Annotated in this window: 18 protein-coding genes; 10 read left to right on the top strand and 8 right to left on the bottom strand. The window is 68.4% G+C overall.

What is annotated here, in order from left to right; genetic code table 11:
• The first annotated feature begins 219 nt into the window (after positions 1-219).
• From rpmH to BU52_RS20190, 9 genes are all read left to right on the top strand, one after another.
• Entirely contained in the window at positions 220-357 is a 138-nt protein-coding gene (rpmH, locus tag BU52_RS20225) for a 50S ribosomal protein L34 (RefSeq protein WP_003949374.1), read from the top strand.
• 21 nt (positions 358-378) lie between these two features.
• Entirely contained in the window at positions 379-750 is a 372-nt protein-coding gene (gene rnpA / locus BU52_RS33830) for a ribonuclease P protein component (RefSeq protein WP_078903346.1), read from the top strand.
• Entirely contained in the window at positions 747-1,121 is a 375-nt protein-coding gene (gene yidD, locus BU52_RS33825) for a membrane protein insertion efficiency factor YidD (RefSeq protein WP_078903345.1), read from the top strand. The genes rnpA and yidD overlap by 4 nt, the downstream gene beginning before the upstream one ends.
• Positions 1,122-1,124: 3 nt before the next feature.
• Positions 1,125-2,396 (top strand): membrane protein insertase YidC, encoded by a 1,272-nt coding sequence (yidC, locus tag BU52_RS20215; RefSeq protein WP_037936327.1) that lies wholly within the window; start codon positions 1,125-1,127, stop codon positions 2,394-2,396.
• 15 nt (positions 2,397-2,411) lie between these two features.
• Positions 2,412-2,924, top strand: a complete 513-nt coding sequence (locus BU52_RS20210) for a Jag family protein (RefSeq protein WP_037936325.1) — start codon at positions 2,412-2,414, stop codon at positions 2,922-2,924.
• 117 nt (positions 2,925-3,041) lie between these two features.
• Entirely contained in the window at positions 3,042-3,761 is a 720-nt protein-coding gene (gene rsmG, locus BU52_RS20205) for a 16S rRNA (guanine(527)-N(7))-methyltransferase RsmG (RefSeq protein ID WP_037936323.1), read from the top strand.
• 345 nt (positions 3,762-4,106) lie between these two features.
• A complete protein-coding gene (locus BU52_RS20200; protein WP_078903353.1) occupies positions 4,107-5,183 on the top strand; it encodes a ParA family protein in 1,077 nt (358 codons plus the stop codon).
• Positions 5,180-6,280, top strand: a complete 1,101-nt coding sequence (locus BU52_RS20195; protein ID WP_037936321.1) for a ParB/RepB/Spo0J family partition protein — start codon at positions 5,180-5,182, stop codon at positions 6,278-6,280. Before BU52_RS20200 ends, BU52_RS20195 begins: the two co-directional genes overlap by 4 nt.
• Positions 6,281-6,586: 306 nt before the next feature.
• On the top strand, positions 6,587-7,204 hold the full coding sequence (locus tag BU52_RS20190) for a GNAT family N-acetyltransferase (RefSeq protein WP_037936320.1): 618 nt from the start codon (positions 6,587-6,589) through the stop codon (positions 7,202-7,204).
• A 98-nt stretch (positions 7,205-7,302) separates the two neighbouring features.
• On the opposite strand, the gene trxA is transcribed toward BU52_RS20190, so the two are convergent.
• From trxA to BU52_RS20155, 7 genes are all read right to left on the bottom strand, one after another.
• Positions 7,303-7,635: a thioredoxin gene (gene trxA / locus BU52_RS20185; RefSeq protein ID WP_037936319.1), complete on the bottom strand. Its 333-nt coding sequence runs from the start codon at positions 7,633-7,635 to the stop codon at positions 7,303-7,305.
• A 42-nt stretch (positions 7,636-7,677) separates the two neighbouring features.
• A complete protein-coding gene (gene trxB, locus BU52_RS20180) occupies positions 7,678-8,646 on the bottom strand; it encodes a thioredoxin-disulfide reductase (protein WP_037936318.1) in 969 nt (322 codons plus the stop codon).
• A gap of 189 nt (positions 8,647-8,835) precedes the next feature.
• Positions 8,836-9,753, bottom strand: a complete 918-nt coding sequence (locus BU52_RS20175) for an anti-sigma factor family protein (protein ID WP_037936316.1) — start codon at positions 9,751-9,753, stop codon at positions 8,836-8,838.
• Positions 9,750-10,475: an RNA polymerase sigma factor SigM gene (gene sigM / locus BU52_RS20170; protein ID WP_037936315.1), complete on the bottom strand. Its 726-nt coding sequence runs from the start codon at positions 10,473-10,475 to the stop codon at positions 9,750-9,752. The genes BU52_RS20175 and sigM overlap by 4 nt, the downstream gene beginning before the upstream one ends.
• Positions 10,476-10,503: 28 nt before the next feature.
• Positions 10,504-12,204, bottom strand: a complete 1,701-nt coding sequence (locus BU52_RS20165) for a protein kinase family protein (RefSeq protein WP_037936312.1) — start codon at positions 12,202-12,204, stop codon at positions 10,504-10,506.
• Positions 12,205-12,345: 141 nt separating this feature from the next.
• Positions 12,346-14,667, bottom strand: a complete 2,322-nt coding sequence (gene murJ / locus BU52_RS20160) for a murein biosynthesis integral membrane protein MurJ (protein WP_037936311.1) — start codon at positions 14,665-14,667, stop codon at positions 12,346-12,348.
• A gap of 43 nt (positions 14,668-14,710) precedes the next feature.
• On the bottom strand, positions 14,711-17,095 hold the full coding sequence (locus BU52_RS20155; RefSeq protein WP_037936309.1) for a DUF6049 family protein: 2,385 nt from the start codon (positions 17,093-17,095) through the stop codon (positions 14,711-14,713).
• Between the two features lie 199 nt (positions 17,096-17,294).
• Between BU52_RS20155 and BU52_RS20150 the strand changes: the two genes are divergently transcribed.
• Positions 17,295-18,761 carry a CCA tRNA nucleotidyltransferase gene (locus tag BU52_RS20150; RefSeq protein ID WP_407702051.1) on the top strand — a complete coding sequence of 489 codons (1,467 nt, stop codon included), beginning with the start codon at positions 17,295-17,297 and terminating at the stop codon, positions 18,759-18,761.
• Between the two features lie 113 nt (positions 18,762-18,874).
• Here BU52_RS20150 and BU52_RS20145 read toward each other — a convergent pair whose 3' ends face one another.
• On the bottom strand, positions 18,875-19,375 hold the full coding sequence (locus BU52_RS20145; RefSeq protein ID WP_037936304.1) for an LppU/SCO3897 family protein: 501 nt from the start codon (positions 19,373-19,375) through the stop codon (positions 18,875-18,877).
• Positions 19,376-19,425 lie beyond the last annotated feature (50 nt).

Genomic DNA, 19,425 nt, shown 5'->3' with positions numbered 1-19,425 from the left:
AGTGTCTCCCGGTGACCGTTGGTTTGACCGAATGGCGCAGCCGCGCGTACCGTAACGAGGTCGAGTTGTCGATGGCTGCTGCCGCCTGCCTCCGATGGGCACAGATCGCGCAAGGTGATCGGTCAGCGGTGCACTGGGGCGTAACGCGAGCTACTCGTGGGCGCACGGTGACAGCCAGGACGGCACCCCGCAAACACCGATTTCTTCTGGAGCCCCCGAGTGAGCAAGCGCACCTTCCAGCCGAACAACCGTCGCCGCGCCAAGACCCACGGCTTCCGGCTGCGTATGCGCACCCGTGCCGGCCGCGCGATTCTCGCGTCCCGCCGTGGCAAGGGTCGCGCCCGTCTGTCCGCCTGATCCCGGTCAGGTCATGACATCGTGCTGCCCACCGAGAACCGGCTGAGGCGGCGCGAGGACTTCGCGACCGCGGTACGACGAGGGCGCCGGGCCGGGCGCCAGCTTCTCGTCGTGCATCTTCGCAGCGGTGCAACGGACCCGCATGCGGCTGGGGAGAGTGCTCCCCCGTCGCGTGCGGGTTTCGTCGTGAGCAAGGCCGTGGGCGGTGCGGTGGTGCGCAACAAGGTGAAGCGCAGGCTTCGCCATCTGATGCGCGAGCGAGTCGACCGGCTGCCCCCCGGTAGCCTGGTAGTGGTACGAGCGCTGCCCGGTGCGGGCGACGCCGACCATGCACAGCTGGCCCGAGACCTGGATGCCGCCCTGCAGCGGCTGCTGGGAGGGGGCGCGCGATGAAGTACCCGCTGCTGGCTCTGATCAAGCTCTACCAGTGGACGATCAGTCCCCTGCTGGGGCCGGTATGCAAGTACTACCCGTCGTGTTCTCACTACGGCTACACGGCCATCGACCGGCACGGTGCCCTCAAGGGAACAGCACTCACGGCCTGGCGCATCCTGCGGTGCAATCCGTGGTCGCTGGGCGGTGTGGACCACGTCCCGCCGCGCAAGCGTCCGCGGTGGCACGAGATGCTGCGTAACGCCTGGCGTGCACGCAAGGGCGGGACCTCCGCCGCCGAACCGGCCACCGAGGGACAGACTTCTCCCACAAGTGCGACGAGTCCTTCGAGCCCGGCCGCAGAGACCTCGTCCCATGCCCAAGGAGCATGATTAGTGGACACGATTGCCAGCCTCTTCAGCTTCATCACGACACCTGTCTCCTGGGTCATCGTCCAGTTCCACAGCGTGTACGGGGCCATCTTCGGCCCTGACACGGGGTGGGCCTGGGGCCTGTCCATCGTGTCCCTGGTGATCCTGATCCGTATCTGCCTGATCCCGCTCTTCGTGAAGCAAATCAAGGCGACACGGGCGATGCAGACGCTCCAGCCGGAGATGAAGAAGATCCAGGAGCGCTACAAGAACGACCGGCAGCGCCAGTCCGAAGAGATGATGAAGCTCTACAAGGAGACGGGTACCAACCCGCTCTCCTCGTGTCTTCCCATCCTGGCCCAGTCGCCGTTCTTCTTCGCCCTCTACCACGTGCTCAACAGCATCGCGTCGAACGACACCATCGGCGTGATCAACGAGCGCCTGCTGGAGAGCGCGCAGAAGGCCCACATCTTCGGCGCCCCGCTCGCCGCGAAGTTCACGGACAGCTCGGAGAAGGTCGAGGCTCTCAACTCCTCGCTGACCGACGTCCGTGTCGTCACGGCGATCATGATCGTGCTGATGTCGCTGTCGCAGTTCTACACGCAGCGCCAGCTGATGACGAAGAACGTCGACACCTCGGTGAAGACGCCGTTCATGCAGCAGCAGAAGATGCTGATGTACGTCTTCCCCGTCATCTTCGCCGTCTTCGGCATCAACTTCCCGGTCGGTGTCCTCGTCTACTGGCTGACCACCAACGTGTGGACCATGGGCCAGCAGATGTACGTCATCCACAACAACCCGACGCCGGGCTCCAAGGCGCAGGCCGCGTACCTCGAGCGCCTCTCCAAGCACGTCACCCGGCACGGCAAGACCCGTAACCGCCGCGAGCGCGCCATCGTCAAGGCCATCGTCGCCAAGGGCCGGGACCGCAACGAGTACGAGCGCAAGTTCATCAACGGTCTCCACAAGGCGGGTCTCGCCGCGCAGGCCGACGGCGCCGTGATCAAGGGTGAGGGCACGGCCGCGGCCCAGGCCGAGGACGGCGTGCCGGCCACCACCGGAGCCGTACCCAAGCGCCAGCAGCCCAAGCGGCAGAGCAAGTCGCAGCGCCAGTCCGGCACGGCCAAGGCGGCGGGTGAGCCCACCTCGCTGACCAAGTCCGACGAGCCGCAGGACGCCAAGCCCGCTCCCGCTGCCCAGAAGGGCAACGCCAAGCCCGCCGGCAGTACCCGCAGCAAGGCCCAGTCCGGACAGCGCAAGGGTCCGCAGCGGCCCAAGTCCCCGTCCAAGAAGTAAGAAGGAGTCCATCCCGTGACGGAAGGCACCACCGCCGCTGCTGCCGAGGGCGCAGACACCCTGACCCGCCTGGAGCAGGAGGGCGAGATCGCGGCGGACTACCTGGAGGGTCTGCTCGACATCGCCGACCTCGACGGCGACATCGACATGGACGTCGAGGCCGACCGCGCCTCTGTCTCGATCATCAGCGACACGGGCAGCCGTGACCTGCAGAAGCTGGTGGGCCGTGACGGCGAAGTGCTGGAGGCGCTCCAGGAGCTCACGCGGCTGGCCGTGCACCGGGAGACCGGGGACCGCAGCCGCCTCATGCTCGACATCGCCGGTTTCCGGGCCAGGAAGCGGACCGAGCTGTCCGAGATCGGTGCCAAGGCCGCCGCCGAGGCCAAGAGCACCGGCCAGCCTGTGAATCTCGACCCGATGACGCCGTTCGAGCGCAAGGTCGTGCACGACGCGGTCAAGGCAGCCGGCCTGCGCAGCGAGTCCGAGGGCGAGGAGCCGCAGCGCTTCGTCGTCGTGCTTCCCGCCTGATCGTTCCACGGTCACCGGCCCCGTCTGTAGCGCAGACGGGGCCGATCTTTGCCAGCCTGATAGTTCTGGTTCTGGTGTCGGCGCCCTGTCCGGCACGGTACGGAAGGACGGTCCCCCGTGACGGAGGCAGCGGAGCTTCCCCCTGCGCCCGAGCAGGCACGCGACGTGTTCGGTGATCGCTTCGCGGACGCGGTCCGGTACGCGGAGCTGCTCGCCGAGGCAGGCGTGCAGCGCGGTCTGATCGGTCCGCGTGAGGTGCCCCGCCTGTGGGAGCGGCACTTGCTGAACTGCGCGGTGCTCTCGGAGGTCGTCCCCGAGGGGGTGACGGTGTGCGACGTCGGCTCGGGGGCCGGTCTGCCGGGCATTCCCCTGGCATTGGTCCGGGAGGATCTCAAGATCACCCTGTTGGAACCGTTGCTCCGGCGTACCAACTTCCTCACCGAGGTCGTGGAGCTGCTCGGCCTGGATCATGTGACCGTCGTGCGGGGCCGCGCCGAAGAGGTCATGGGGAAGCTGCAACCCGTGCACGTGGTGACCGCCCGTGCCGTCGCTCCGCTCGACCGCCTTGCCACCTGGGGCATCCCTCTGCTGCGGCCGTACGGAGAGATGCTCGCCCTCAAGGGCGACACGGCGGAGGAAGAGCTGAAGAGTGCGTCCGCGGCGTTGAGCAAGCTCGGTGCTGTGGCCACATCGATCGTGCATGTGGGCGAGGGTGTCGTGGACCCGATGTCCACCGTGGTGCGCGTCGAGGTCGGGGAGAGTCCTGGGGGTGTGAGGTTCGCAGCGAAGCGTGCCAAGGCGGCCCGCACAGGACGGGCCCGACGCCGACGCGGATAGCGGCCGCCTCTGGTCCGGCATGGCGCAGTCCGATGGGAGCATGGGCTGCCCTGAGGGCCAGACGTACTCCACACAAGCTGCCAAACCCACGCATGCCGGAGTGTCGCGGCAGTGCCGCCTCGGCTGCTGTGCATCGTGTTTCACGTGAAACGTCGCTCACTGCTGCACGGCATCATCAGTCGGGGCCGCGCCGCGGCCGAACCCCGTGACCGGAAACCTCTCGGTTCGCTCGGAGAGACACCTGTTCCCGACGAGACATCGGCCTCCCTGAGGGGCACGGAGTTGTCCACAGAGGTGGATTTCTCCACAGAACGTCAGGCCTCACTGGTTCGCGACCCCGAAGGCATGGGAGGCTCTGTTCATTGCGAGCCTGAAGTCGAGGAGAGTGAATCCTTGCGGTCCGACGCCAACATCGCGGGACCGATGACCGATCCGGTCCCCGGTCCCCGTACCGAATCGACGGGGGCGGATGTTTCACGTGAAACACCGCCTCCGATGGACGACACTCCCATCGGTCGTGCTGCCCAGCTGGCGGTGGAGGCTCTGGGCCGTGCCGGGGAGGGCCTGCCGCGGCCCGAGCAGACCCGCGTCATCGTGGTCGCCAACCAGAAGGGCGGCGTCGGTAAGACGACGACCACCGTCAACCTCGCCGCGTCGCTTGCTCTGCACGGTGCCCGTGTTCTGGTGATCGACCTCGACCCCCAGGGCAATGCCTCCACGGCACTCGGTATCGACCATCACGCCGAAGTGCCCTCGATCTACGATGTATTGGTGGACAGCAAGCCGCTTGCGGAGGTCGTCCAGCCGGTCCCCGATGTCGAGGGTCTCTTCTGCGCTCCTGCCACCATCGATCTCGCCGGTGCGGAGATCGAGCTGGTGTCACTGGTGGCGCGGGAAAGTCGGCTGGTGCGGGCCATCCAGGCCTACGAGCAGCCGCTGGACTACATCCTCATCGACTGCCCGCCCTCGCTCGGCCTGCTCACGGTCAACGCCCTGGTGGCCGGCCAGGAGGTTCTCATCCCGATCCAGTGCGAGTACTACGCGCTGGAGGGTCTGGGGCAGTTGCTGCGCAACGTCGACCTGGTGCGGGGACACCTGAATCCGGCCCTGCACGTATCGACGATCCTGCTCACCATGTACGACGGCCGGACGAGGCTCGCCTCGCAGGTCGCCGACGAGGTGCGCACCCACTTCGGCGACGAGGTCCTCCGGACGAGCATTCCCCGCTCGGTCCGTATCTCGGAGGCGCCGAGCTATGGGCAGACGGTGCTGACCTACGATCCAGGGTCGAGCGGTGCCCTCTCCTATTTCGAGGCGGCACGAGAGATCGCATTGAGAGGCGTCGGCGTCAGGTATGACGCAACGCAGGCGCACATCGGCGCACAGCAGAATGATCCGAACATGGTGGAGGGCGTCCAGTGAGTGATCGACGGAGAGGGTTGGGCCGTGGTCTGGGTGCACTGATCCCTGCTGCCCCGACAGAGAAGACGGTCCCGCCGACGGCCGTGGGAGGTACCGCTTCCGCGTCCCCTGCGGCGATCCCTCTACTGCCGAACGAGCGGGGGGTGGCCGCCGCCAAGGTGGCTACACTGCCTCCTGTTTCACGCGAAACGGAGGAGCCCACGACGACGGGCTCTGCGGCCGTGCCCGCGCCGCCCATGGGCGCTCACTTCGCCGAGATCCCCCTCGACGCCATCACGCCGAACCCCCGGCAGCCGCGTGAGGTCTTCGACGAGGACGCGCTGTCCGAACTCATCACCTCCATCAAGGAGGTCGGTCTCCTCCAACCCGTCGTCGTGCGACAGGTGGGGCCCGGGCGCTATGAACTGATCATGGGTGAACGCCGGTGGCGGGCATGTCACGAGGCGGGTCTTGAGGCCATCCCGGCGATCGTGCGGGCCACGGACGACGAGAAGCTCCTTCTGGACGCGTTGCTGGAGAACCTGCATCGCGCCCAGCTGAATCCGCTGGAAGAGGCCGCCGCCTATGATCAGCTGCTGAAGGACTTCAACTGCACGCACGATCAGTTGGCGGACCGTATCGGCCGGTCCCGCCCGCAGGTGACCAACACCCTGCGTCTGCTGAAGCTGTCGCCGACCGTGCAGCGCCGGGTCGCTGCTGGTGTGCTGTCCGCCGGACATGCCCGCGCACTGCTGTCCGTCGAGGACTCCGAGGAACAGGACCGCCTGGCTCACCGGATCGTGGCCGAGGGCCTTTCGGTACGGGCCGTCGAGGAAATCGTGACCCTGATGGGCTCGCGGCCTCAGAAGGCCCAGCGCTCGAAGGGCCCGCGCGCCGGAGCTCTCGTGTCCCCGGCTCTGTCGGATCTGGCGACGCGTCTCTCGGACCGCTTCGAGACCCGGGTGAAGGTCGACCTGGGGCAGAAGAAGGGAAAGATCACCGTCGAGTTCGCCTCCATGGAGGACCTGGAGCGGATTCTCGGCACGCTCGCTCCGGGCGAGGGCCCCGTTCTGCAGAAGGGCCTGGTGGATGGCGACTCCGTGGAGGAGGCGTCCTGAGCCGTCGGGGGCTCAGCCGAACAGGACGGATCGTGTCCGGTGCGTACCGGAACACGGTCCGCCCTTTGCTTTTTGGCGGTATCGATCGAATCGCTTCATGGATACGATGTGTTCGGATATGGCGCATCCTTCCGGCAGTACCTCTGAGAGCAAGGCAGGGGCCATGCGAATGACGAGCCGCACCGGACTGGTGGTGAGCGCGGGACTGGGGGTGGGCGCCGGCTTTGTCGCCAGCCTGCTCAGGGAACGGAGTGCGCTGACAGCCGCCTGCGAAGCAGCGGGCGAAGGAAGCGAGGAACAGCCTTCATGGGCCGTCGGCTCGTACCGCTCACGCTGGACAACCTTCAGGATCTCCCCCAGCGCTGCCGCTCGTGTGTCTTCTGGGAGTGCGACCCCGTCAGCGGTGAGGCAGCTGTAAACGCGGGCACCTCAGCGCACGAGAAGGAGTCGTGGATCTCGGCCGTTCTCCTGGACTGGGGGTCCTGCGGAAGGGTCGTCTATGTCGATGACGTCCCTGTGGGCTTCGTTCTTTACGCTCCGCCCGCCTATGTGCCCCGTTCCACGGCGTTCCCGACCAGCCCCGTGTCACCCGACGCGGTGCAGTTGATGACAGCATTCATCGTGCCGGGGTATCAAGGGCAGGGACTGGGCCGGGTGATGGTGCAGACGGTGGCGAAGGATCTCCTGCGCCGGGGCTTCAAAGCAATCGAGGCCTTTGGTGACGCGCGCTGGAAGGAGCCCGCCTGCGTCCTGCCCGCCGACCATCTCCTGGCCGTGGGATTCAAGACCGTCCGCCAGCACCCCACTCATCCCCGGCTGAGACTGGAATTGCGGACGACGCTGTCCTGGAAGGAAGACGTGGAGATGGCTTTGGACCGGCTCCTGGGAGCCGTGCAGAAAGAGCCGGTGCTGCGGCCCCTCTGACGCGTCGCAGGCACGGTACCCACCTCGTGCGGAAGGGCCGGCCCTTGTGGGCCGGCCCTTCCGTGTTTCACGTGAAACAAGCACCGCGGGGGAGGCGGTCAGTCAGCGATGAAGTCCTCGAGGTCGCGAACGATCGCGGCCTTCGGCTTCGCTCCGACGATGGTCTTGGCGACCTCGCCACCCTGGTACACGTTCAGGGTCGGGATGGACATGACGCCGTACTTGGCGGCCGTACCCGGGTTCTCGTCGATGTTCAGCTTGACGACCTCGATCTTGTCCCCGTACTCCGAGGCAATGGCCTCGAGGGACGGAGCGATCTGACGGCACGGACCGCACCAGGCGGCCCAGAAGTCCACCAGGACGGGCTTGTCGCTCTTGAGGACGTCCTGCTCGAAGGAATCGTCGGTCACATTCTTCAGGGTGCCGGCCACGGCGGGCTCCTTAACTGGTTGGTGCGTGGGGCGGATGGGGGGTCAGACTGCGGTCTTCTCGGGCTCAGGCTTCTCCTCGTCCGCGAGAGCGGCGAGGTAGCGCTCGGAGTCGAGGGCGGCGGAACAGCCCGTGCCGGCCGCCGTGATCGCCTGGCGGTAGGTGTGGTCCACCACGTCGCCGGCGGCGAAGACACCGGTGAGGTTGGTGCGGGTCGAGGGCGCGTCGACCTTCAGGTAGCCCTCCTCGTCCAGCTCCAGCTGACCCTTGAAGAGCTCGGTGCGCGGGTCGTGGCCGATCGCGATGAACAGGCCCGTCACCGCCAGGTCGGAGAGCTCACCGGTCTTGACGTTGCGCAGCTTCAGACCTGACAGCTTCTGGTCGCCCTGGACCTCGGCGACTTCGCTGTCCCAGACGAACGAGATCTTCGGGTCGGCGAAGGCGCGCTCCTGCATCGCCTTGGAGGCGCGCAGGGTGTCGCGGCGGTGGACGATCGTCACGGACTTGGCGAAGCGCGAGAGGAAGGTGGCCTCCTCCATCGCGGTGTCGCCACCGCCGATCACGGCGATGTCCTGGTCCTTGAAGAAGAAGCCGTCACACGTCGCGCACCACGAGACACCGCGTCCGGACAGGGCGTCCTCGTTCGGCAGGCCGAGCTTGCGGTGCTGCGAGCCGGTGGTGACGATGACCGCCTTAGCCTTGTGCACCGTACCGGCGGTGTCCGTGACGGTCTTGATTTCGCCGGTCAGGTCTACGGAGACCACGTCGTCCGGGAGAAGCTCGGCGCCGAAGCGCTCGGCCTGGGCGCGCATGTTGTCCATGAGCTCGGGGCCCATGATGCCGTCCTGGAAACCGGGGAAGTTCTCGACCTCGGTGGTGTTCATCAGCGCACCGCCGGCGGTGACGGCGCCCTCGAACACCAGGGGCTTCAGCGACGCACGGGCGGTGTAGAGCGCCGCCGTGTAGCCGGCGGGCCCTGAGCCGATGATGATCACGTTACGGACGTCGCTCACGGCTTGATTCCTCGTCTCTGGTCTGCGTCGTTCGACCGGGGGAAGGCTTTCTTTCGGACCTCTCACCCCACCCAACGGATCCTAAGGGGCGGGCATTCCCGCCGTGCCCGGGCACACGGGTAAGGGCCCTTGACGGCAGTGAAGGACCCTTACGGGTTACCACGCGGGAGGGGGACCAAGCGTAGATCGTCAGCGCGTGTACGAGTGCTTCATCAGAACCTCCGCCGTCGCGGACGAGGACGGGTTGCTCACGCAGGTCGCCTCGACGACGTAGGCGGTCACGCGCGTGTCGTCCGACGTGTCGGGGAGCACGACAAGGAGTGCCTCCTCACCCTGGAAGGTGCCCTGCTCGGTGGCGAGGGCGGCGTCGGTGCGGCCGATGCCTTCTCGGACGCACTCCGGTACGGAGGGCGTCCTGAGGACCCTCGGGTTCGCGGCGCCGGACTCCGATTCCAGCCCGAAGGTCCGCGGGGACTTCGAGCTCTTGGAGCTCTTGCTCTCCCCGTTGCTCCGCGCCAGGAGATCGGTGACCTGTTGCTGCAGGTTCCTCTCCGAGAAGGTGTCGGCGGCGGTCGTCGGGTGTCCGCCGTCGGGTCCTGTGTCGACGTTCCAGGAAGCCACCACCACGGACCCGAGCCCCAGGGCGGCGACGGTGAGCACGGCCCCCAGGACGGCGGCCCGCCGGCGTCCGCCCGGCAGACGGATCTTGCGACCGGGACCTGTCGTGGAGGAGCGAGGGCGTCTGGTCGGGCGGTGCGAGAGCATCGATGTTTCACGTGAAACATGTGCGGGGCCGACGTCGGATGCTGCCGGAGGTGTGGGGTCCCGGTCTGCCTCGGGTTCCGACGTCGTGGCCCCCAGCAGGGCCTCCGCAGCCAGCGCCGCGTCGATACGGCCCGCTACCTCGGCAGGCATGCGGGTCGGTCCCGGGGCCGTGCCGAGCAGGTCCCGGATCTCCTTGAGTGAGGCGCGGATGTCCGCGCAGAACGCGCACTCGTCCAGATGCCGGCGGACATCAGCGCTCCGGACCGGCGAGAGGAGTCCCTCGGTGAGGTCGGAGATCTCCGCGACGTCCGGGTGCTCCGCCATGTCTTCTGTCGACGTCACGCTCGCCCACCTCCGCCCTTCGCTGCAGCCGGGTCATTCGGTTCTGCCTCCGGCGGGTCCGCTCGCAGGGAACCCGCTGCGGGTGGGACGGATGTCCCCGGGGTCCGGTTCCGTGCCTCGCGCCGCTGCTTTCCTCCACCGGTACCGTCCGGCCGCAGATGAGCGAGCAGCGGCAGGAGCCTCGCTCTGCCGCGGGCACAGCGGCTCTTCACCGTGCCGGTGGGCACATCGAGGATGCTGGCGGCTTCGGCGACCGGGTAGCCCTGCATGTCCACGAGGACGAGGGCGGCCCGCTGATCGGGCGGAAGGGTGCCCATCGCTTCGATGAGCTGGCGGTGCAGATCATTGCGCTCCGCGGGAGCCGCGGCGGACTCGTGCGGTTCCAGCAACTGTTCCAGGCGCTGCGGGTCGTCGACCGGCGCGGTCTTCCGGGAGGCGGCCTTGCGGGCGCGGTCCAGACAGGCGTTCACCGTGATCCGGTGCAGCCACGTCGTGACGGCCGACTGGCCACGGAAGGTGTGGGCGGCCCGGTAGGCGGAAACAAGAGCGTCCTGCACGGCGTCAGCGGCCTCCTCGCGGTCGCCCAGCGTGCGGAGAGCCACCGCCCAGAGCCGATCCCGGTGACGGCGCACGAGCTCGCCGAAGGCGTCGGGGTCGCCCTCGACATGGCGGGTGAGCAGTTCCTGATCGCCCACTCCGTCATATGCGGCGCCTTCTGCCATCGGATCCCCTCCCTCGAGGCGGATGGCCTCAGCTGGTGACCTTGACGTCCGCAACCCTGCCGCGCCACTTGCCGTCGTCCGCCTGCACCGGCAGCTCGGTCAGCCAGATCAGGAGGTAGCGGGACTTCAATGTCTTGCCGGGCTTGAGGGTGACGCTGCTACCGGATCCATCGGCCACCTTGGTGTAACCGTCCAAGGACGTCGGTCGCGCCCCTGCGTCACTGGAGGCGGCACGGAGCTCGACGGACGTGTTGCCCACGAAGGAGACGGTGACCTTTCCGACCTGCTGAGTCCTGCCGAGGTCGAGGATGACACCCACGCCCGGCTTCAGCCGGCCGAAGTCGGCAGTCTCGTAGTAGCTCGTCTGCCAGTACGTGCCCGGAGCACCGTCGTAGACCTTGTCTGTGTCGTCCGGGTACTCGGACCCGTCGGAGCCGAACGGATCGAAGTCCTGCGCCCCCGTGATGGCGATCGGCTTGCCGCTCACCGGCTTCCGGGGGCTCTTGTCGTCGCCGTCGGTCGTCTGGGTCCTGCTCGGGTCGTCGGTCTTGCCGCCCTGTTCCATCAGGGCGTCCGCGAGCTGCCAACTGCCCAGACCCAGCGCGGCGATCAGCAGGGCCGACACGGCCCACTTCAGCGCCTTGCCCGTGCGGCTCTGCAGCGGGGGAGGCGGGACCGCCGCCGCAGGGGCGACGCCGGGATGCTGCGCCGGCCGGCCATAGGTGCCCTGCTGGTACGTGGTGCGCTGGTACTCGGGCGGAGTGGTGAACGCCGGCTCCGGCGGGCGGATACGGGGCATCTCGCCGATCGCCTTCACCAGTTCCTCCGGCGTGGTGCACGGCGACTCGTGGCGGGAGGCGGTGGCGCCGTCGTTGGCGAGCGCGCGCATGGCCAGCTCGGACAGACCACGGTGGACCCCGGCCCGCACCTGGTCGGGCGGGATCAGTCCGATGTCCTTGGGCAGGCCCGACATGCCGTAGGCGTCGCTCTCGTACGGCCAGCGCTGGGTGAGGGCCGCGTACAGCAGGGCGCCGATGGACTCGGTGTCGGCGCGCTGCGGGGTGTCGGAGCTGACGCCGCGCAGCGCCGCGTTCACGGCGAGACCGCGGACACGCCACTGGCCGGTCGAGGTGCGCAGGACGGCGTTCGGGTTCAGACGCAGGTGGGCCAGACCCTCACGGTGTGCCGCGGCCATGGCGGAGGCGATCTGACTGACCATCTGGTAGGCGTCGTACACCTCCAGCGGTCCGGCCGCCAGGAGCGTGGTCAGCTCGGTGGCGTCGGGAAGCCACTCGTGCACGACATAGACGACGTCGTCCTCCTCGACGGCGTCCAGCACCTGCACGAAGCGCGGATCGCCCAGCAGGGCCGAGGAGCGTGCCGCGGCCAGCACGGACCGGGCACGTGAGTGATCGGCGGGGAGGATGTGCACGCCGACGGCGCGGCGGAGCTTCTCGTCCACGGCACGCCAACTGCTGAATCCCTCCAGACGGGTGACGCACTCCTCGAGACGGTAGCGTCTGGCGAGCTTGTGGCCGCTGTGCAGTTCGGGCGGCGAGGTCTTCTCGGAACCGTCGGTCCCGGTGCTCTCCTGTGCCTCGTCGCTGTCCGTGTCCCGCTCCCGGTTCTTGGCCACCCCGTCGGCCGTGGACTGGTCCGCCTCCGCGGTCAGCGGCTGCTCGCCGCTGTTGTCTGCCACGTCGACGGCAGCTGTGCTCCGTTCCGCCACCGTCGTTCCCTGCCTCCCCATCCCATGCGCGTCGGCCGGCGTCCGTCGCGCGCCGTTCGACGCCGAGACCAATTGTGCCCACAGTCCGCCGCTATGCACGACACACAGGGGCGGATGATGGTTGTGCGCCTACCCCCCGTCTCAGCGTCCCAGGCGTCCGCGCACCATACCGACCAGTGAGTTGACTTCGTCGATCCGCATCCGCCGGGCCGCCACGTAGAAGATCCCGAGCAGCACGGCGCCGCCACCCAGCAGCGCGGCGAGCGAGCCGACGACCCCCTGGCCCAGTGTCTGACTGATCCCGTAGCAGGCCGCGCCACTCAGCGCGGCGGCGGGAACGGAGGCGATGCACAACCGGGCGTAGGTCCGCAGCACCCGGGCGCCGTCCAGGTCCCCGCCCAGCCGCTTGCGCAGTCGGCGCCACGCGACGCCGACACCGATCACGTAGGCCAGGCCGTAGGAGGCGGACATGCCCACCACGGCCCAGCGGGCCGGAAGCACGAAGTAGCAGACGCCCGAGGCGATCGCGTTGCCCGCGGCCACGATGACCGTGTTGTAAAAGGGGGTTCGGGTGTCCTCGTAGGCGTAGAAGGCGCGCAGGACGACGTACTGCACGGAGTAGGGGATCAGGCCGAGACCGAAGGCCATCAGCATGTAGCCCATGTTGGTGGCCGCCCCGGTGCCCGAGGAGCCGAACATCAGCGTGCACATCGGGATGCCGAGCGAGACGAAGCCGAAGGCGATCGGCACGATGGCCACGGCTGTGGTGCGCAGGCCCTGGGAGATGTCGTCACGGACGGCACCGGCGTCGTCGTCGGCTGCCGAGCGGGAGATGCGGGGCAGGAGAGCGGCCATCAGGGAGACGGTGATGATGGCCTGGGGCAGGCCCCAGATCAGCTGGGCGTTGGCGTAGGCGGCGAAACCGGTGCCCTCCACGCGGGAATCGAGACCAGCGGCTGTGGACAACTGGGTGACCACCAGTGCGCCCGCCTGGTTGGCGAGGACGAACAAGATGGTCCACTTGGCGAGCATGGCAGCCTTGCCGAGCCCGTGTCCTTTCCAGTCGAAGCGCAGGCGGATACGGAATCCGGTCTCGCGCAGGTACGGAATCATCGCCAGGGCCTGGACGACGAGCCCGAGCAGAACGCCGACGCCCAGGAGCCGCACACCCTCCGGCGGGATGTTCGTGACCTTCATCTGCGAGTCCGCCGCGGAGCCGTAGACCCAGATGAACGTGCCGAGCGTGACGATGATGACGATGTTGTTCAGCACCGGGGTCCACATCATCGCGCCGAACCGGCCTCGCGCGTTGAGGATCTGACCCATCACCACATGGACGCCCATGAAGAAGATCGAGGGCAGGAAGAAGCGGGTGAAGGTGACGGCGACGTCGTTGGCCGCGGGGTTGGTGGCGACAGGGTTCGACAGCGCGCGCACCAGGAGCGGCGCGGCCAGCCACGCCAGGGCCGTGAGGGCGACCAGGGCCACCATCACCAGGGTGAGCAGGCGGTTGGCGTACGCCTCGCCGCCGTCCTCGTCGTCCTTCATAGCCCGCACGAGCTGCGGCACGAAGACGGAGTTGAGGCCTCCGCCGACGGTCAGGATGTAGATCATCGTCGGCAGCTGGTAGGCGACCTGGAAGGAGTCGCCGAGGAGGCCGAGGCCCAGTGCTGAAACGATCAGTGCGGAGCGGATGAACCCGGTGAGGCGGGACACCATCGTGCCCGCCGCCATCACGGCGCTCGACTTCAGCAGTCCCCCGGCGCGGCCGCCCTTCTTCGCGGGGGCAGGCGCGGATTCCGGGACCGGTGCCTCGGCGGTGGGGGGCGGGGTGGCGCCCGCGTAGTGGCCGGGCGTCGGGGACGCGGGGCCGGGCACCGGTGCGGACGTGTACGGCTGATGGCCGCTCACCGGCGGGTGTCCTGGGTGCCCACCGCCGTGCTGTGGAGGGTAGCCACCGTCCTGCTGCTGGTCCGGGAAGGCGCCGCTCTGCTGCTGGTCACGGAAGAGGTGGGCGAAGGCATCCGGTTCGTGGCGCTGCTCCCCGGCCTGGCCGACCAGGTCGTCCACGCCCACGAACTGTGTCGTGCGCGGGTCGTCGCCGTACGGCAGGTACTGCGTGGGGCCGTCCGGTTCCGGTGCGGGGGTCCTGGCCCACACCCGTGGGTCGGGGGCGTACGGCGACTGGGGCGGAGGCCCGTACAGCGGCTCCTGAGGGGGGTGGGCGCCCGGCGGGGGCGGCGGGTGCGCGGCGCGGTCGTACAGCGCCTCCGCGACCGGGTCCTGGGCGGCGATGTCCTGCGCCCGGTAGGGGTCCTGGTCGTAGGCGTCCTGGACGTACATGTCGGCGGGCGGCTGCGGCACCTGGTCGTGCCCGGGCGGCGGACCCTCGTGGGGGTCCGACTCGGGGAAGCCCGAGTTGCCCGCGGCATGACCGCGGTCACCGTCGTACGGCGCGTTCATGGTTACCCCACCTCATCGTCCCGGGCCCACGGCCACGACATCCTCAACGGTCCACTCTCTCACCCGTGCCGGACGGGTCGGCGCTTTCCGGTGCGGTGTCCGGTGCCGGGTCACTCGGCTGCTCCGGGCCGTCCTTCCGGGATCCCGTTGCGGATTCCCGGGTGAGACGCGCCCCCGGGGCTTCGGGGTTCTGCGGGCTGTCGGCGTCCTCGTCCGCCCCGTGCTCCTGCTCGTCGGTCTCGCGGACCGCGGCACGCTTGCGCTGGGTGTACATCCGGAAGCCGGCGAGGACGAGCAGCAGCACGCCACCGCCGATGACCAGCATCACCGTGGCGGTGATCTCGGTGACCTTCACGTCGAACGTGACGGGGTCGCCGTACTTCCGGCCGTCCTGTGTGTACAGCTGGGCGACCACCGTCGCCCGGCCGTTGGCGTTGGCGGACGTGGTGAACTTCACCGACTGGCTGTGACCGCCGGAGACGGCGACGGGCTGCTCCTCGTAGGCGTCCCCGCCGATCTCCAGACGGGTCGGGTTAGTGGAGGTGAGCCGCAGTACCAGGTGCTCGACGCCCTGTACCAGGTTGTTCTGGACCGTCACGGGGATCATGGCACTCCGGCCGGAGAGCTTGGTCTCCGACTTGTCGATCAGTCTCACCTGGCTGATGAGCCCGTCCAGGTAGGACTCGACTCCGCTGCGGTGGATCGCCGACTCGGCCTGCCGGCCCCGCCACGACACCGACATGCCCCGGTTCAGGGCGCGTCCGAACGGTGTCACCACGCGGGACTGGTCGGAGAGGATCACCTTGAACTTGTCGAGCTTGGCCTGTGTCCTGGCGATCTGCTCGAACGTCGTCTTCGGGAGCTCCTGCCTGCGCAGCGAGGAGGGGTAGGAGGAGGCCGCGGGGACCCTGGTGGTGGCGGCGGGGTCCGGTTTCGCCCTTGCCGCCGCCGTGAGGCCCTGGGGCTCGGCCCAGGTGCCGTCCTGCAGGATCTCGAAGGCCTCTGCCATCGTCTGGGCCTGGCTCGCCGACGGTGTGCGCTGCGGCGCGACGACGACGCTGCGCTGCCGGTCCGTCTGCAGGCCGAGGGTCAGGCTCTGGGCGAGGAACCGCTGCACCGCGAGGGTCGACGTGGAGGCCCTGGTCATGTCGCCCTGGAAGGCCGTGGACAGCCGCGCGTCCGCGACGACCGCCGTGGTGCCGCCCCCGATGGGGCGGGGCGCGGTGGTCGTGTACGTCAGACCGGTGTCCTCGAAGGTGTCGCTGCGGGCGATCACCTTGTCGGCTCCGGCGGACGTGGCGACCCTGATGACGGAGGGGTCGACGGCGCCGTCGACCGGCCAGGAGAAGTCCGTGGTGGGCTTCACGTGGAGAATCGACTCGACGGTGCCGGAGGCGACGTCGGTGGCTTCCTTGAGGTGACTCAGGGATCCGGTGACGGACGTGCCGTTGTGAGCGAGCGAGGCCAGGTCGGGGTCGCCGAACGGCAGCGCGACGACCTCCTTGTCCGCCACCGCCTCCTGCACCTCGGTGAGCCACCGCTTGGCGACCTCCTGGTGGCCGCCGAGGACGGTGTCGTCACCCTCGCCGGGCACTTCGTAACGGTCGGTCATCGCCTCGACGGACGCCAGCAGGTCCGGATCGATCACCCAGGTGACGTCGAGGTCCTTGCCCAGCGCCACCATCCGGTCCAGCCGCCCGCCCGGTGAGATCTCCTTGGCGAGGTCGTCGTCGTGGAAGACCGGCGTCTGCTGCTCGTCCGCGCGTGTCTCCGCCGTCATGTGGACGGTGGAGATCAGAGGCCACATGAACGTCGTCCTCGTCCTTGTGCCGGCTTCCTCGGGCTGCCACGGCAGGAACGTCCGCTGGACACCGAGCGTCTGCTCCCACGGCTGGGCGGAGGTCTCCCCGGCGAGAGCCACGGCCAGCTGGTACACGCCGTCCTGCCCCAGGTCCAGTTCGTCCACGGGCACCGACAGGGTGAAGGGCTGCGAGACGCCCGGAGTGAGTTTGGAGAACTCCTCCGAGTACTTGTCGTCGACCTCCGGGCCGACGGCGCTCTGGACGTCGTCGCTGTTCCGGGCGACGGAGTCGATGCCCGAGCGCGTGTTCAGCAGCGGGCCGACGCGCAGGCCGACACGTGCGTCGGTGACGGTCTGCTTGCCCCGGTTGGTCACCGTTCCGGACACGGTCACGGTGTCACCGCCGGTCGGGGCGCCCGGGCTCAGGGAGTCGACCGACACGGAGACCGAGCCCGCCCCGGAGGGAGCCTGCGAGGTGTCCGGTGTCGCGGCGTCCGCGGGGGACGCGGCCGGGAACTGGAGGAGCCCGGCAAGCAGGGGTGCTCCGGCGAGCAGGGCTCCGGTACGCCGCAGCCAGCGGCGGGCAGGTGAGGGACGTGTCCCCTGGAAGTCTGCCGCCTCGGCCACGCGCTTGCCCGTCCCTCGTCGTCGTCAGTGGTCGTCGGAATGTGCGTCCAGGCATGGTAACGATGTGCGCTGAGGGGAAGTGCCGCGGACCGGACCACAAGATCGTGAGAGGCGGGCCTTGTCCGTGTATCGACGGGGGTGTCCGCGCGCACATAATGGAGGAGGTTCCGGCCGTTCGGGCCACGTACCCTCTTCTGTTGTGCCGAACGCCAACGAAGAAACCAGTGCCCTGAGCCAGGTGCAGGACCGCGCCGTGAGCGAACTGCTCCGGGTCGCCCCTGTCGCCGACGACCTCGCCCGCCGCTTCCAGGAGGCAGGGTTCTCACTCGCCCTGGTCGGCGGTTCGGTGCGCGACGCGCTGCTCGGCCGTCTCGGCAACGACCTGGACTTCACCACCGACGCGCATCCGCAGGACGTATTGAAGATCGTGCGCCCCTGGGCGGACGCCGTCTGGGAGGTCGGGATCGCCTTCGGAACGGTCGGTGCGCAGAAGAACGCGCGGGTCGGTGACACCGACCGGAGCTTCCAGATCGAGGTGACCACCTATCGGTCGGAGGCCTACGACCGCACCTCCCGCAAGCCGGAGGTGTCGTACGGCGACTCGATCGAGCAGGATCTCGTGCGCCGCGATTTCACCGTGAACGCGATGGCCGTCTCCCTGCCGGAGAAGAGGTTCGTCGATCCGCACGGCGGTCTCGGCGACCTCGCGACGCGTGTGCTGCGCACCCCGGGCACCCCCGAGGAGTCCTTCTCGGACGACCCCCTGCGGATGATGCGGGCCGCTCGGTTCGCCGCTCAGCTCGACTTCGAGGTGGCGCCCGAGGTCGTCACCGCGATGAAGGAGATGGCCGGGCGCATCGAGATCGTGTCCGCGGAACGCGTGCGGGACGAGCTGAACAAACTGATCGTGTCCACGCACCCCCGCAAGGGGTTGTCCCTGCTCGTGGACACCGGGATCGCCGAGTACGTGCTGCCCGAGCTGCCGGCCCTGCACCTGGAGAGGGACGAGCACCATCGGCACAAGGACGTCTACGAGCACTCGCTGATCGTTCTTGAACAGGCGATCGCTCTGGAGGAGGACGGCCCCGACCTGACCCTTCGGCTGGCGGCCCTGCTGCATGACATCGGCAAGCCCCGAACCCGCCGGTTCGAAAAGGACGGCCGTGTCTCGTTCCACCACCACGAAGTGGTCGGGGCCAAGATGACGAAGAAGCGTCTGACGGCGCTGAAGTACTCCAACGAGCTGGTGAAGGACGTCTCACGTCTCGTCGAGCTTCATCTGCGCTTCCACGGCTACGGCACGGGTGAATGGACGGACTCCGCCGTCCGCCGCTACGTCCGCGATGCCGGCCCACTCCTCAGCCGGTTGCACAAGCTGACCCGCTCGGACTGCACCACCCGCAACCGGCGCAAGGCCGCCGCTCTCTCCCGCGCGTATGACGGCCTGGAAGAGCGGATCGCCCAGCTCCAGGATCAGGAGGAGCTGGACGCCATCCGTCCGGACCTCGACGGCAACCAGATCATGGAGATCCTCGGCGTCAAGCCGGGCCCGGCTGTCGGTCAGGCGTACAAGCACATGCTGGAGCTCCGGCTGGAGAACGGTCCGATGGAGCACGATGCGGCGGTGGCCGCACTCAAGGAGTGGTGGTCCGCGCAGCAGGACTGAGCGTGCGAACGGGGTCATGTTTCACGTGAAACATGACCCCGCTGAACCCCGCTGACATGGCGGGGGCGGTGTTTCACGTGAAACACCGCCCTGTCCGTCTCTTTTACTCGTCCTTACTTGTCCTTCAAGCAGAGAAGGAAGCTCTTGCTGCCGTTGGTCTCCGTGTAGACGTACTCGAAGTCCTTGGCCGCCGCATCGCACTTCGTCTGGGCTGTGAGACCGGAGAAGTTTCCTTCGATCTTGGCGAGCACCGTGTACTGCGCCTTCGCGTCACCGCAGTCCACGACCTCGAGGTCCGGGCTGTTGTCGTCCGAGCTGCCCCGGTGCATGCAGTCCCCGACCGCGGCGGTGTTGGCGTCGTCCCGGCTCGAGATGTAGCCGCCGATGGCCACACCCGCAACGACCAGAACGATGACGATGTTCTTGATCATCTTGAAGCTGATCTTGCGGCCCTGCTGGGGCGGGACCGGGGCGCCCGGCGGGGGGAAGCCCGGCTGGCCGGCCTGCTGCGGGAAGCCGCCCTGGGGCGGGTAGGGGGCCTGGCCCTGGGGCTGGCCGTAGGGCTGCTGCTGCCCCTGTGCGAACGGGTTGCCCTGGGGCGGCGGAGTGGTCACTTGGGAGTCCCCCTAGAACATGGGTGCGTGGCGCGAACGATGCGCTGATA

The organism is Streptomyces toyocaensis (assembly GCF_000725125.1).
GTDB classification, from domain to species: Bacteria; Actinomycetota; Actinomycetes; order Streptomycetales; family Streptomycetaceae; genus Streptomyces; species Streptomyces toyocaensis.
This window is presented reverse-complemented; position numbering and strand designations above follow the sequence as displayed.